The 14,275-nt window shown below is 67.0% G+C and carries 12 protein-coding genes and 1 pseudogene; 11 read left to right on the forward strand and 2 right to left on the reverse strand.

Translation table 11 applies throughout. The features are described from left to right. Window positions 1-71: 71 nt before the first annotated feature. The 3 genes from E0H73_RS39935 to E0H73_RS39945 all read left to right on the forward strand — a co-directional run bounded on the left by E0H73_RS39935 (window position 72) and on the right by E0H73_RS39945 (window position 4,360). Entirely contained in the window at window positions 72-1,028 is a 957-nt protein-coding gene (locus tag E0H73_RS39935) for a hypothetical protein (protein WP_131365543.1), read from the forward strand. A gap of 5 nt (window positions 1,029-1,033) precedes the next feature. Then, on the forward strand, window positions 1,034-3,394 hold the full coding sequence (locus tag E0H73_RS39940) for a lanthionine synthetase LanC family protein (RefSeq protein ID WP_131365545.1): 2,361 nt from the start codon (window positions 1,034-1,036) through the stop codon (window positions 3,392-3,394). Between the two features lie 234 nt (window positions 3,395-3,628). Next, complete coding sequence (locus E0H73_RS39945; protein WP_238164580.1) at window positions 3,629-4,360, forward strand: ANTAR domain-containing protein; 732 nt, start codon at window positions 3,629-3,631, stop codon at window positions 4,358-4,360. Window positions 4,361-4,563: 203 nt separating this feature from the next. Here the strand turns inward: E0H73_RS39945 and E0H73_RS46260 are convergent, their stop codons facing one another. Beyond that, window positions 4,564-4,716 carry a hypothetical protein gene (locus tag E0H73_RS46260; protein ID WP_165556023.1) on the reverse strand — a complete coding sequence of 51 codons (153 nt, stop codon included), beginning with the start codon at window positions 4,714-4,716 and terminating at the stop codon, window positions 4,564-4,566. A 526-nt stretch (window positions 4,717-5,242) separates the two neighbouring features. Here E0H73_RS46260 and E0H73_RS39950 point away from each other — a divergent pair. The 5 genes and pseudogenes from E0H73_RS39950 to E0H73_RS39970 all read left to right on the forward strand — a co-directional run bounded on the left by E0H73_RS39950 (window position 5,243) and on the right by E0H73_RS39970 (window position 10,909). Then, a complete protein-coding gene (locus E0H73_RS39950; RefSeq protein ID WP_131365549.1) occupies window positions 5,243-5,689 on the forward strand; it encodes a CBS domain-containing protein in 447 nt (148 codons plus the stop codon). Window positions 5,690-5,714: 25 nt separating this feature from the next. After that, window positions 5,715-6,998: an ArsB/NhaD family transporter gene (locus E0H73_RS39955; protein WP_131365642.1), complete on the forward strand. Its 1,284-nt coding sequence runs from the start codon at window positions 5,715-5,717 to the stop codon at window positions 6,996-6,998. Between the two features lie 111 nt (window positions 6,999-7,109). Continuing rightward, a pseudogene (locus E0H73_RS46750) lies at window positions 7,110-8,212 on the forward strand (cation:proton antiporter). 1,205 nt (window positions 8,213-9,417) lie between these two features. Next, the gene (locus E0H73_RS39965; RefSeq protein ID WP_131365551.1) at window positions 9,418-10,239 is read left to right on the forward strand and encodes a Type 1 glutamine amidotransferase-like domain-containing protein; all 822 of its coding nucleotides are present in this window, start codon (window positions 9,418-9,420) and stop codon (window positions 10,237-10,239) included. Between the two features lie 445 nt (window positions 10,240-10,684). Beyond that, window positions 10,685-10,909 (forward strand): hypothetical protein, encoded by a 225-nt coding sequence (locus E0H73_RS39970; RefSeq protein WP_131365553.1) that lies wholly within the window; start codon window positions 10,685-10,687, stop codon window positions 10,907-10,909. A 95-nt stretch (window positions 10,910-11,004) separates the two neighbouring features. Here E0H73_RS39970 and E0H73_RS39975 read toward each other — a convergent pair whose 3' ends face one another. Then, a complete protein-coding gene (locus E0H73_RS39975) occupies window positions 11,005-11,580 on the reverse strand; it encodes an RNA polymerase sigma factor (protein ID WP_202867808.1) in 576 nt (191 codons plus the stop codon). A 314-nt stretch (window positions 11,581-11,894) separates the two neighbouring features. Here E0H73_RS39975 and E0H73_RS39980 point away from each other — a divergent pair, with 314 nt between their 5' ends. The 3 genes from E0H73_RS39980 (at window position 11,895) to E0H73_RS39990 (ending at window position 14,275) form a co-directional block, all read left to right on the forward strand. Further along, window positions 11,895-12,188, forward strand: a complete 294-nt coding sequence (locus E0H73_RS39980; protein WP_131365554.1) for a hypothetical protein — start codon at window positions 11,895-11,897, stop codon at window positions 12,186-12,188. Window positions 12,189-12,289: 101 nt separating this feature from the next. Next, window positions 12,290-13,186: a hypothetical protein gene (locus E0H73_RS39985; RefSeq protein WP_131365556.1), complete on the forward strand. Its 897-nt coding sequence runs from the start codon at window positions 12,290-12,292 to the stop codon at window positions 13,184-13,186. Window positions 13,187-13,192: 6 nt separating this feature from the next. Continuing rightward, window positions 13,193-14,275: a toprim domain-containing protein gene (locus E0H73_RS39990; protein ID WP_131365557.1), complete on the forward strand. Its 1,083-nt coding sequence runs from the start codon at window positions 13,193-13,195 to the stop codon at window positions 14,273-14,275.

The raw sequence follows: 14,275 nt of genomic DNA on the forward strand, positions 1-14,275 counted from the left end.
TGCCCTACGGTGTGTTGCGGCCGATGACTGGATCCGGGCTTCCGCCTCGAGTTGTCTCGCCGGACACGGCGTTGCTCTTCCTGACGCTGGCCGAGGCCGGCCCGCTGCCGGAGTATGCGCGTGCCAGCCTTGGTCGGGAGGTGTCCGGCACCGTGGCGCGGCTGGTCCTGGACGGTGTGCTGGAATTCGAGCACAAGGGCGAATGGCGACATGGCGGGGCGGCAGCCGCATTGCTCGCTCCGCACGAGCCGCTCATCGGTCGCGGGCGAATCGGAGCTTTGTCACTTACCGCGCTTCAGTATGGTCAGCAGCTCGGGATCGCCTCCGAGGACGTGCTGGTGCACCGTCTGTATGGTTTCGGTCGGCGCCCAATCGGCCCGGAGCTGCGGCGGCTGATGCCTGACACGGCAGCGGTGTCCGATGCAATCGGGCTCGGCGTCGCCGGCCGCGTCACGCGGGCGCTCGCCGCGGCGTGGGCCGAGCTCCCGGCGTCGAAGGACGGTCGGCATTGGCGGCACTGGCGCCCGCGTGCCGTCGGGCGTCGTCGTCCTTCGCGTGCGAATGTCAAGCTCTATCTCAGCCCTACCGTCGAGGCGCTCGGCGATACGCTCTGGGTGCTCTCCGAGTTGCTCGGCTCGGCGCCGTCGGCCACTGCGTTCAAGGTCGGCGTCGGCCTGGGCGGCATTTGCCGCCCCGACAAGGTTGTCGTCTACTTCGACGGCCTCGACGCCTTGCATGCGACGGCGCAGGATCTCTCGGTGCGCCTGCGTGGGGTGCCCGCGCAGGGGGTGCCATTCACTGCGGCCGTGACCGAGGATGGGCTGCTGTCGTGGGCAGTCGACCCGGAAGGGACGAGTTGGCGGTACTGGCTGGCTGGGCGGCTGGCCGAGCATCTCGTGCAGGGTCGGCTGGAGTCCAATGGCCCGCCGCCCTGGCGCTACGCCCTGCAGCGGCTGCGTTTCGACGGTGTCGACACGGTCGGGTGGGCTCGTGCCGACGGTGTTGTTCCCCAGGCCTCGGAAGGGTAGGGACCGTGTCGATCACCGAGCCGTTCATCCTTCCCGCCGACGTGCAGATCATCGCAGTCGCGGACCTGCCCCCGGCACTGCTGGAGGAACTGGCCAACGATTCGGACGGATTTGCCGTCACCCGGCACGGTTCGCGTACGGCAACGAGCCTGGTCGACGGTGCGACCGCCCGGCTGCTTGAGTGCTTCCGTACGCCGACGACGATTGTCGACGCGGTGCTGGCGTTCAGCGGCGCCGAGAATCTCGATGCGCGCGAGATGCTGGACGAGAGCTTCGCCGTGCTCGGCACGATGATCACCGACGGCGTGCTCGTCACCGCCGACTCGCTGCTGGCCGAACCGATCGCGACTACGCTGCGACCCGGCGACCGGCTCGGGGAGCTTGAGATTGTCGAGGCCGTGCATGTCGTCCTCGACACGGAGGTCTACCGGGCCTTCACCGGGGACGGCGTACCGTGCGCGGTGAAACTCGCCAGGCCCGGCTCGGAGACCCGGATGCGCGCGCTGCTGTCGCATGAGGCGGAGATCCTCGGTCTTCTGGGTGGCCAGGTCGGGCCGCCCGTTCTACGGCTGGGCGAATTTGAGGAGCGACCGTGGCTCGCAGTGGCCTGGTCCGCGGCGGTCGACGCGGCCACGGCCGCGGCCGAGCACCGCATGGCAGGTGACCGGCCAGCACTGCTCGGCCTGGTCGAGAAGATCCTGGAGGCCTATGCCCAGCTGCACGCGCGGTCCGTGCTGCACGGAGACGTCCACCCGCGCAACGTTCTGGTGGACGCGACCGGCGCCATCACCCTCATCGACTACGGCCTGGCCACTGCGGACGGCGTCCCTGCTGCGGCCGTAGGTGGGGTCGACCTGTTCACCGCGCCGGAGTTCGCCGCCGCGCGGTTGGACAGACGTGATCCCGGGCCACCCACGCAGGCCGCCGAGCAGTACAGCATCGCGGCGCTCGTCGTCCTACTCGTCGCGGGCCGACACACTCACAAGTTCTCCCTCGAGCGGGACGTGATGCTTCGCCAGTTGCGTGACGAGACACCTGACGTTTTCGACCAGCTCGAGGTCTCCAGGCTTGAGGCGCTCGTGGCATCGCTCCGACGAGCACTGGCCAAAGATCCGGTGGATCGGTTCACCTCGGTCGCGGAACTGCTCCGGAGCGTCCGGAGCGCCGTGACCGGCGCGGGCGTTCCGCGGCAGCCCTGGCGACACGGAGCGGGAAGGGCGCTGGTGTCGGACGTCGTCCGCAGGTTGACCATGCCCGACGCCCTCCTCTCCAGCGGAATCGACGCGCCCACCGCCTCGGCGATGAACGGAGCCGCTGGATTCGCGCACGCGCTACTGCGGATAGCCTCCATCCGCGGCGACGGCGAGCTCCTAGCAGCCGCAGACCTGTGGGCCGAACGCGCCGCGGCCCACATCGCATCGCCGGACGCATTCACCAGTGCCGACCTCGAACTCATCAGCGACACACTCGGCGACCGCTCCTTCTACCACCACGAGGCCGGCGTCCACGCGGTGCGGGCGCTTGTCGCCGGCGGCCGGGACGACGGCCCGGCATGGTGCTCGGCAGTCGAGGCGTTCGTCCGCGCAGCCCGCCGGCCGTGCCCCCCGCTCGAGGTGGCGTTCGGCCGGGCAGGCCTGCTGCTCGGCTGCGCCCTTCTGCATGAGACTCCCCAAAGCAGCACGGCCAACGCCGGCGGGCAACTGACGAAACTCGGCGATGAGCTCGCCACGAGCATTGCTGCCGAGATCGACCGCGCGCCGGCGATCGCTGACGGCGAGGAGTTGACTCGGCTCGGGGCAGCGCACGGGTGGGCGGGATGGCTGTACGCGCTGCTGCGCTGGGCTGATGTCCAGGGCAGGCTACCGTCGGAAGCGGTCGTCGAGCGGCTCGACCAGCTCGCGACCATGGCGCGCTGGGAGGGCCGGGCAGCGTGCTGGCCGCCCGATGCACACGCTCCCACCCTGGAGAACACGCTGGCCGCAAGTTGGTGCAATGGCGCAGCTGGCTACGTTCCGCTGTGGACCGCGGCTCACGCGCTGCTCGGCGACGACCGCTACCTCGAGCTCGCGCGAGCCGCCTCGTGGACCGCGTACGAGGGCGGGGATGTCGCCCCCGGCGATCTCTGTTGCGGCTTGGCCGGCCGCGCCTACGCTCTAGCCACCATGCATCGGCACGGCAGCGACGAGCGCTGGCTGATCCGCGCACGCCTACTCGCGGACCGGGCTGCCGAGCGCATCCGCGACCGCCCGTTCCGTCGCGACAGCCTGTACAAGGGCGAAGTCGGCGTAGCGTTGCTGATCGAGGAGCTGAACGGTCCCACGCGTGCGGGCCTACCGCTCTATGAATCTGAGGGCTGGACCGCCTGAACAGGCCCGTCCTCAACTATACGGAGGGGAGGACCACCAGTCCCTGTACGCCCGCGGCTGGTAGAACCTCGACGCACTCGCGGCCTTCGTCGATGTCGTCGGTGACCGAGCCAGTGCGCGGCAGGTGGGTCGCAGGCGTCGCGGTTGCGCGTCTGCGGCCCGCCGGAGGTGCTTGCTCGATCAGGTCGGCGTCGCCACGCGCGAACCGGTCACGGCGAAGGCATGATTGACGCCATGGAGGAGCCAGCTGGGGTGCCGGGTCAGGACCCGGACCGGGGCGTGACCGACCAGGGCGCGACCGAGGAAGCGGCCAGGTTCGCGCACCTGGCGCTGAGCCTGCACGAGTCCGGCAATCTTGAGGAGACCGCCCAGGGAGTGGTCGAGTTCGCATTGCAAGCGCTGCGCTGTTCCCACGCCGGCCTCGCCCTGGCCACCCGCGACCAGGCCGAGGTCCCGGCGGCCACGGATCCTGTCGTGGAAGAGATCTACCAGTGGCAGATGGCGCGCCAAGAAGGGCCGCTATTCGAGTCGATGCACCGGCACACCACAGTTCTGATCCGCGACACCGCGACCGAGCAACGCTGGCCCGACTGGGCGGCCAAGGTGCTCTCGCTCGGAGTCCGCAGCGTCCTCGACGTACCGCTGACCACCGCGGCCGGAACGGTCGGTGTCCTGGGTCTGTACAGCGCGGCACCCGACGCATTCGGTACCGACGACCAGGCGATCGCCAAGATCCTGGCCCGGCACGCATCCGTCGCCGTGGCCACCGCCGGCAAAGAACAAAACCTCGCGCTGGCCATCGATGCCCGCAAGCTCGTCGGTCAGGCCATGGGCATCCTCATGGAGCGCTACAGCATCGACGAAGACCGCGCATTCGTAGTGTTGAAGCGCTACTCCCAAGACACCAACACCAAACTGCGCGACGTCGCCCAGCAACTGATCAACACCCGCCAGCTCCCCCGCTGACCCCCTCACGCACCGACAGGGGAGCGGGCTCATACGGCGGGCGGTCAGCCGCCGGGAGGGGACCGACGACGCGGAGTGTGGGGCGCGCATCAAGGTCAGCGGCTGGCCGCGCATCTATGCTCTACCTGTCCATACCGGTCTCGCAAGCCGCAGGCGGCGTCGATCGGCACCCCCAGCGACCGGCCGGGCACCTAGCGCTCGCGTCATCCACGAATGTCGGTACGGCCAAGTGTCGGAAGATTCTCCGCGCGTAGATCGGCCCGGACCCGGACGTAGCGCATGCCGTGGCGGACCTGCCCGGCCTGGGTCGCCGCGTCCGCGGTCACCTCGACGACAACGGTCGGATGGACCTTCACGAGTGGCTTCTTGCTGTCGGCCCCGCCCCAGCGCTGCGAGCTGATCTCGCCAGGCCACGGGGGCCTGGTTTCAGGACCGCGGCGAGCTGGGCGCCTCGGTCCGGTTTGACCGGGACCGTGCGGCCGATGACGGTCAGCACACCGTCTGCGTCGTAGAGACCGGCGATCACGACCTCCGCCCGAGTGATCAGGCCGCGCGCGGTCGCGGCAACCTGCGAGTAAGGGGGAAGGTCTGCGGAGGTCACAGGACTTCGATACTCATCTGGGTGTTGCCGGCGGCCATGCGCTCGGACCGGAGGCGTGCATGGCGGCTACCGTGATCGGCTTGGTGTTTGCACCGGGGCGTCCCGATAGAGGAGGCTTGGGCCCGGAGCGCCGGGAAGTCTGGTCGGCAGCGCCCGTCCCCGTCCGGGGTGCGGGCTGGTCGACGAGCCCGGAGGCGATGTGACGCTGCTCAGATGCTGCCGTCATGGTGACGAGCAGCCGACTGTGGGTAGGCAGCGCACCCGCGGCGTATTGTGCACTTGTGCACGGACAGCAGATGGCCGAGGACTTCCCGGTAGTCAGCCTGGACACGGATGCCCGCGAGGCTGTCGAGTTGCTGGCCGCGCGGCGGCTGCCGGGCCTGATCGTCGTCGACGACAAGGGCCGCCCTCATTCGGTGCTGCCGGCATCGCAGGTGGTGCGGTTCCTGGTGCCGACCTATGTCCAGGACGACCCGTCACTGGCCAGGGTGATCGACGAGTCGCTGGCCGACCAGGTCGCGGACAAGCTGGCGAACGTGACCGTCCGCAGACTGCTGCCGTCGGAGCCGGTCGAGCTGCCGGTCGTCAACCACGACGACACGGTGCTGGAGGTGGCTGCGATCATGGCCCGGCTGCGGTGCCCGCTGGTCGCGGTGATGAAGGACGAGGAGATCGTCGGCGCGATCACCGCGTCACGGCTGCTGGAACTGGTGGTCACACCGCGCTGAGCGGCGCGCAGGTGATCGCGTGACGATGATCGCCGTCGTCGTCTTCGTGATCGCCTATGTCCTGATCGCGACCGAGTGGACGCACAAGCTCCTCGCCGCGCTGGGTGGCGCGGCGCTCCTGCTGGCCCTCGGAGTGACCGACTCCGAGCACGCATTCTACTCCCATGACACCGGGATCGACTGGGACGTCATCTTTCTGCTGCTCGGCATGATGATCATCGTCGGCGTACTGCGCCGCACCGGGATCTTCGAGTACATCGCGATCTGGGCCGCGAAACGCGCCAAAGGGTCGCCGCTGCGAGTGATGATCCTGCTGACACTGATCACCGCCGTCGCCTCGGCCTTCCTCGACAACGTCACGACCGTGCTGCTGATCGCGCCGGTCACCTTGCTGGTGTGCGACCGGCTCGGGATCAACCCGGTCCCATTCCTGATCGCCGAGGTGTTCGCCTCCAATATCGGCGGGGCGGCCACCTTGATCGGCGACCCGCCGAACATCATCATCGCCAGCCGGTCCGGGCTGACCTTCAACGACTTCCTGATCCACATGACGCCGCTGGTCGTGATCGAACTGGTCGTCTTCACGCTGGTCCTGCCGCGTCTGTTCCGGGGATCGTTCACGGTCGAGGCGGACAAGGTGGAGAACGTGCTGCGGCTGAACGAACGCGAGGCGATCCAGGACACGCGGCTGCTGATCAAGTGCGGCGTTGTGTTGCTGGCCGTGTTCACCGGGTTCGTCGGGCACGCGGTGTTCCACGTGGCGCCCTCGGTGGTGGCCCTGCTCGGGGCCGGCGTGCTGGTGCTGACCTCCGGTGTCTCGACCAAGGACTACATGTCCAGCGTCGAATGGCAGACCCTGCTGTTCTTCGCCGGCTTGTTCATCATGGTCGGTGCTCTGGTCAAGACCGGCGTGATCGGCGACCTCGCCAGGCAGGTCGGGAATGCGACCGACGGGAGACCGCTGCTCGCGGTGATGCTGATCCTGGTCGTGTCGGCGGTGCTGTCCGGCATCGTCGACAACATCCCCTACGTCGCGACCATGAGCCCGGTCGTCCTGGAGCTCACCAAGAGCGTCACCGATCCCAGCCACGCCCATGCCCTGTGGTGGGCGCTGGCAGCGGGCGCCGACTTCGGCGGCAACGCCACCGCGGTCGGTGCCAGCGCGAACGTGGTCGTGATCGGTATCGCGCTGCGCGCCGGCCATCCGATCAGCTTCTGGGAGTTCACCCGCAAAGGCGTGGTGATCACCGCGATCACCATCGTCGTCGCGGCGCCGTACCTGTGGCTGCGCTACTTCGTCCTGGCCTGACCGGCGCTCGAGTCGACCTGGAGCTTCGATGCTACTGATGTGCTTCGCCGCCGTGCTGTGCTGGCGGTTCTGGTGTCCAGTCTCGCCGGCCGCACCATCTTGTCGACCGCAGTGTTGTTCCTGGCCGCCGGGTTCGCGCCCGGTCTGGAGACCACCGGCGTGCTCGATCTGCGGCCGGAGTCGCCGGTCGTCTCGGTCCTGGCCCAGCTCGCCCTGTTCGCGGTGCTGTTCACCGACGGAATGCGGGTCGGCTGGTCGGATCTGCGGTCGGCGTGGCGGCTTCCGGGGTGCGCGCTGGGCTGGGGCCTGCCCCTCACGCTGGGCATCACAGCGCTCGCCGCGCACCTCATCGTGGGCCTGGACTGGCCCGCGGCGTTGCTCATCGGTGCGATCCTGGCCCCGACCGACCCGGTCTTCGCCTCGGCGCTGGTCGGCAACGAGAAGAGGTGCCGGGCCGGCTCAGGCACCTGCTGAGCGTCGAGTCCGGCGTCAACGACGGTCTGGCACTGCCGTTCGTGATGGTCTTCGTCGCCGTGGCCGCGGGCGACGACAACCTGCATCTGGGTGAACTGGCCACCGAACTCGCCGTAGGTGTCGTCATCGGTATCGGCGTTCCCTGGATCGCGATCCGGCTCGAGCGGACCCGGGTCTTCTCCGCGTCCACCCAGTACGAACCACTCAACGCCGTCGCGATCGGCCTGCTCGTCCTCGCGCTCGCCGAAACCCTGCACGGCAACCTGTTCCTGGCCGCCTTCGCCGCCGGCATCACCGTCGCCACCTTCGGACCAGCACAACGCTCCGCGTTCGAGCACTTCGGTGAACTCATCGCCGAAACCCTGAAACTCGCGGCGCTGCTCGGCTTCGGCGCCCTGATCTCGATCGAGTTCCTCGCCGAGATCTCCCGGCAAGGCTGGATCTTCGCACTCATCGCCCTCATCATCGCCCGGCCACTCGCCCTGGCCGTCTCGTTCCTGCGCTCCGGCGTTGGCACCCGCGAACAACTCGCGGCACTGTGGTTCGGCCCGAAAGGCTTCGCCTCCGTGGTCTACGGTCTCCTCGTCCTCGAATCAGGCATTCCCGCCGCCGACCAGGTGTTCCACCTCGTCGCCCTGACCATCGTGCTATCGATCCTGACCCACTCCTCCACCGACATCATCGTCGCCTGCTCCTTCGAAGACGCCGACCTCACTCTCGAATCCGGCCGAGCAGCCTGAGCACCCGCGCCTAACCGCGTGCCCTGCTGCCCGACCCAACCGTTGGCGAGGCCAACACCGGAGCGGGGACCGTCCAGGCCAGGCGGAAGGCCCGCAGACGTGGTCCACGCCGAGCTCCGGGCCGCCGAGCGTTACCGGCGTGGACCCGCCATGCTCTCCAGCCGCCCGGGGTGGCATGGCGCCACGGACAGCGTGCGCCCAGCACGACGACATTCGCATCACCGTTCCCGCCGCCAACTGCGTCCGGTGTAACACCCGGTCGGCCCGCGCGATGTACTGACTGTAGTGAGTCCCGATGGGTCCCCCGAACCATCGGGACTCACCTCAATCTGCTCCACCTGGTGTGCCGGGAAGTTCTGGTCGGCGACTTCCGACCCATGCACCCAGGAGACGAATCCCATGTCGCAGTCCGGCCCACCACAAGAATCCGGCACTCAGGCCGCACCTGGCAGCCACACCGCCTCCAGCCAGGACCAGCCGCGGCGATCAGAAGAGCTCGCGACCCAAGTGACCGAGCGGCTCGAACAAGGGATAGATGCGCAGCCGCTGCGGGTACTGTCCGAGCCAGAGGCGCTGGTCGTTGCGGAGCTACTCGAGCAGGTCGCCAACGACCAGTCCAGCGGGCTAAGCGCCATCGCTCAAATGCTCATCGTACGGATATACGGCCGACTCGACGCGTCCCCGGCAGCCGAGGAACCAGCTGCCAACTCAAAGCCACCACCGCCACCTCGGCGAGCGAGGGCAGCGACGCTCGCGTCATTTCTCAGGGCAAGTCAAGGTCGCGCCGCCCGAAGTTGATGCTTCCGGCAACCGACAACGCAGACGCGACGGCGCTGAGTACCCGCTGATCCAGGTCGAAGGTGAGGTCGCAATTGTCGAACGCCAACGTAGCGGCCGAAGGAGGTGGCGAGCTGGGCATGGTTGGGTCCAGCGCACCCGGTCCTGACTAGTTCAGAAGAATGCCAGTTGACTTCGTCTGAGCACCGGTTGGTGCTTGAGTCTGTCGACGAAGCCCGCGAGTGGGTCGAGGTTCTACCAGCCGCGGGCGTACAGGGACTGGTGGTCAAGGCGCAGCTACTCGCTACTCTCCGGGCCGCCGCGACGGGCGTGGATGAAGGTCAAGCACCGGTCTCATCTCCGCCTGCCGCCTGTGGGCCTAGGCCTCACCGCGCCACCTACACCAACCACCGAACCACCCAGAGACCTTGCACGACCTGCGGCTTGGAAATTCGGATGAACCGCAGCTGATCGGAACGATACTTTCCAGCGTGAGCATCTTTCTGGTGGGCGGTGGCCCGGACACCACGACGAGCCTCGGAGTATTCGACGCATTCCGTAGTGAACTGCAGGCCCACGCGTCAGGACGCAGGCCGCGTGTGGCTGTCGTCGTCTTCGATCATGAGGGCAGTGCGCAGCGCTACCTTCCGGCGTACACAGAGGTGCTCGTCGGGTCTGCGGCAGTCGAGATCCAGTCCGTGCTCGTGCGGCGAGGTCGGACGGTTGAGCCGGACATCTTCGTAGACCTGGACGGAATCGTCGTCGCCGGCGGTCCCACGCCGGACTACCTCGCTGGGTTGAGCAGCGCCTCGGCGGGTATCCGCGCGGCCGTCGGTTCGGGCGTGCCGTATGTGGGATTTTCCGCCGGCGCGATGATCGCACCTGATGCTGCGTTGATCGGCGGCTTGCGGATGGCCGGACTTCAGGTGTGTCCGAGCGACTGGTCCGAAGGACTGGATCAGGTAACGGTCCGCCCCGGCCTCGGGCTTCTTTCGTTCACCGTCGACGTACACTCGGCTCAAGCCGGCACCCTGGGGAGGGCTGTCGCGCTCGTGGAAGCAGGTGAGGTCGCAACGACTGTCGGCATCGACGAAGACACCTGCCTGGTGCTGGCCGGGCCGGCCTCAGGTCTCGACGGGTGCTCTGTCGCTGGCAGCGGCTCCGTCTGGATCGTGGACTACGAGCAGGATCGGGCTGTCGTCTCCCGCATCCAAGCAACACTGCCCAACCCACTCCCGGACCCAGCCTGACCAAGGCGTACCCCACGTACTCGGGATGGGATTCGAACCGCCAGGCCGAGAATGGGCGAGTCATTCCATTGATCGGGACTTTCTCGTTCGATCACGGCACAGGAGCCGAAGACAGCAGACTGCACCTCGCCGGTTCTCGGCGAAACCCGCGAACTCATCGGCGGGGGTGTGCTCAGCTGATCACCTGGCCCGCAGGTCGTGATCGCCGGCCTCTACGACGCCGGCCGCGAGCCGACCGTGACCGGCCGGGTGAGGTAACCCGATCGCGAGGATCCCCGGGTGCCGCCCGCCGAACAGCCGCCTGCAGCCTGGACAGGACGTGATTCATGAACCTCCGCGTTGTGGATCGTCGCCTGGCAGCGGGTGGAGACCGAGCGATGGACGGCGTTCTGCTCCCATTGCGGGATCGAGGCGTTCTGCTGTCAGACCGAGATCGAGGGTGCCCATGAGAAGGCGGGTCGAGGGGCAGATCGGCTGGTTCCGCCGCAAACGGCTCACGCCGGTTCCCGAGGTGGTGTCCGGGCAGGAGATGGCCTCCTTGGGTGGTGGCACGGAGTGGATCCTGGACTTCAGCCCAAGTGCCGTCAAGGCGATTGGAACGCTGGAAATCTTGGCTGTGGCGGGCCTTGATCCTGTCCGCCGTGCTCGACATCGCGCCGGTTTCTGGTAGATGTTTTGGTGGAGTTGTTGATCGGCCTGGTGATCATGCGCCTTCGCCGTCGACTTGCTCGCATGCGCGCAACCGCCTAGCAGACAGTACGAGCGTCATACGACCAGTCGGCGCAGGCGGTTGGTGGCGCGCCATTGGAGCTGTTTGATGGCACCCACAGTGCGCTGCATGACGGCTGCCGTCTCGCTGATTGACAGGCCGACATAGAAGCGGAGAATCAGACACTCTCGGTGGTCGGCCGGCAGTTGATCGAGGGCTGATCGCAATGTCGCGTTGGTCATCGCGGTGAGGGTCGTCTGCTCCGGCCCGGCGGATTCGTCGATCTGGGGTTCGAGCTCGTCGGTGACGACTGCCAGGCGGCTCCAGCCAGAACGGTGGTGATCGATGACGACGTTGCGGGCGATGGTGATGACCCAGGCCGCAAAGTTGAGAGTGTCACGGGGCCGACGGGCGATCGCGCGGAATGCCCGGAGGAACGTCTCGCTGGTCAGGTCTTCCGCGACGGTGTGCGATGTGGTCTTGCTGTAGGTGTACCGGTAGATCGTCGCGACATGCCGGTCGTAAAGCCGTCCGAAGGCGGCGACGTTGCCCGCCTGCGCGAGGCGGATCAGGTTCTCTTCGTCTTCGCCTCGATCCTCGGTCTGGATCGAGCGTCGTAGGGCGGTGATCACGTCAGCGATCGCCCCGACGAGCCTGCACGCGCAGGTCTGTACAGCGGATGGTCATGTGCTTCCTAAGCCCCGTTCTCAGTCAGCTAGCGCCTGAACATCACGGAAAGGTTACCGAAGTTCACCCTGGGTGTCACCAGGAAGCCATCATCCGGCCGGGCGATGCAGTGACAGCCGATCGGCCGGAAGGATTTGGACCGGCTGAGGCCTATGCGGCCCGGCATGGGTGGCGTCTCGTGATCGGCGGCAGCGGAGCGGTGTCCTGGAAGAACTGATCCAGGTTCTGAGTCGACGCTGCTGAGGCGATGTTCGGAGTCATGAACGATGAAACTGCGGCCACGGATCGACGTGAAGAATGCGAGCCCGACCACCGGACCGGCGCACACAATGATCTGCGTGATTGGTCGGTCGAGCGGGTCATCGCGTTGCTCGACGCCGCAATCGAATCTGCGGGTGAACGGCTGGCGCGGTCCGCGGGTCTTTGGGACGACACTCCGAGCCAGGCCTTAGCCCGTCGGACGGGCCGGAAGGTGGCGCCTCAGCGCGAAGCATCGAGCGCGAGATCCCTTCTGGACGATTCCATCGATGCTCATGATCTGGAGCTGCCATGAGCTGAGGCGGAGTTGTCGTCCTGGAAGTCGTGATCCGGGTTCTTTCGTGAGTGCGATCAGGGGACCTTCGAGGCTGATTGTGCGTCTTCGAGGAGGTCTCAATGGGTGAGTCGGGATACGCCATTTCACTGGAGGAGCGGCGGAGGTTGCTGGAGGCGAATGTGGCTGCGGCGCGGGTCTTTCGCCAGGAGTTGCTGCGAGCAACGAGTAGTTGGCCAGTGGAGTACCTGAAGTCTTCGGGTGCTGAGGAGGTGTTGTCGGCCGGATCAGCGTGGAACATCGGGTACGCGCCGAGCGCCCGGCGGGGCCTGGTGGACCATCTCCTGGTCGAGGGATTCGCGTACGGCACGCTGGTGAAGGCCGGGTTGGTGACCTGGTCCGATGAAGGCCAGGCGATTGATCGGCACCAGAATCAGTTGATGTTGCTGGCTCGCGATCACCGGCTATCGCCCGTGGGCTTTATCGGTATCGGGCGTGACTTGCAGGCGCGGTCGATCAGTCCGGTGACTGTGCTGCATCGGTCGTCGAACGTCCTAGTCGGGGTCGAGGAGCAGTTGGATCTCCTCGGCGGCGGAGCCGTCCCAGTGATCGTCGATGAGCCCGTCGACGCCATCGCCATCTCGAGAGTCAGCCGCCAGATGGGCGGACAGTGGGCCGGGATCCCGGTGTGCAGTGCCGGGCTGTCGACGGCGCAGGCGAGGATTCTGCGTCGGTTCAGTGCCAGCGACAGAGTGATCGTGGCCCTGAGCGGGAATGATGCCGAACGCAACCAGAAGGCAGGCTACGTCCTGGATCTCGCGTTCTTCTTTGACCGGGTACGGGCCGTTGGCTTGCCGGCTAGTCCGGCAGTGCTCACGCGCGAAGAGTCTGGGCTGGAGCACTTGCACGACCTGTTGTCGAGCTCGCGTCCCCTGATGACATTTCGGACCACCGGCAGCGGGTTCGTGTCCAGTCGGCCGACAGATCCAGATCCGCCTGTCGCAGCACCAGGACTGTGACCCGTCATGGTCAGCGATGAGTTGCTGCATCAAGCGACCGCAGCAGCCGCGAGGTTCTACTGGCACCAACTGCGCGGCAGACCCAATGGGTGGGCTGTTCGACACCTGCGAGATCGCGGCGTAGCCGATGAGATCTTGACCGGAGCAACCAGTTGGTGGCTCGGATATGCGCCCGACACCTGGTCAGGGCTGGTCGACCACCTGCGTCGTGAAGGATTCGACGATCAGACGCTTCTGTCGGGTGGCCTGGCGAGAGCAACGCGTAGCGGATACCTGATCGACCGCTTCCGTGGCCGGATCATGTTCCTTGCCGAGGACGGCCAGCAGAGTCCCGTCGGGTTCATCGGCCGCGCACCAGGTGGCCTGCTCAAGTATCTGAACACACCGAACACCCCGATCTACACCAAAGCGACGACGTTGGTGGGAGTCGGAGCGCAGAGGCATCGACTGAGCGAGGGTGCGATGCCCGTCCTTGTCGAGGGCACCATGGACGCACTTGCGATCCATCAGCTGGGCGACCACTGGGCCGGGATATCGCCCTGCGGCACGGCGATCACACGCGAGCAGGCCGTCATTCTCAAGCAGGCGTCTCGGCTGGACACCGTGGTCGTCGCCTTTGACGGCAATACAGCCGGCGCGAGTGGCGCGGCGCGGAGCCTCGACGTTCTGGCAGACGTGTTCGCAGTCGTACTCGCGGCAGATCTTCCCGGTGGTCATGATCCGTCGTCGTTGTTTGCTGCCCACCCGGATCGGCTGCACGACGCGTTGACCCACGCGCGTCCGCTTGCTGAGCTCGCGATGGATGTCGAGTTGGCCCGCTGGGAGCGAGTGCTGGATCACGCCGCTGGGAAGGTCAACGCCGTGCGAGCGGTGGCTCCCTTGGTCGCGCGGTTGCCGGCCGGTCGCGTGGCTGCACAGATCGCCAGGCTCTCGCGGAGGGTTGACCTGGAGGAGCAAATCATCTCCCGCGAGGTGTTGGCAGCCGTTGGCCTGCGCAGGGAGCAGCTATCCACGGGGCGGGGACGCACTCGCCGTCGCGACCGACTCGACATGGGTTCGGATCCGCCCGACTTGTCCAGGACTCCTTGA

Source organism: Kribbella pittospori (genome assembly GCF_004331465.1).
In the GTDB taxonomy this organism is placed as follows: domain Bacteria; phylum Actinomycetota; class Actinomycetes; order Propionibacteriales; family Kribbellaceae; genus Kribbella; species Kribbella pittospori.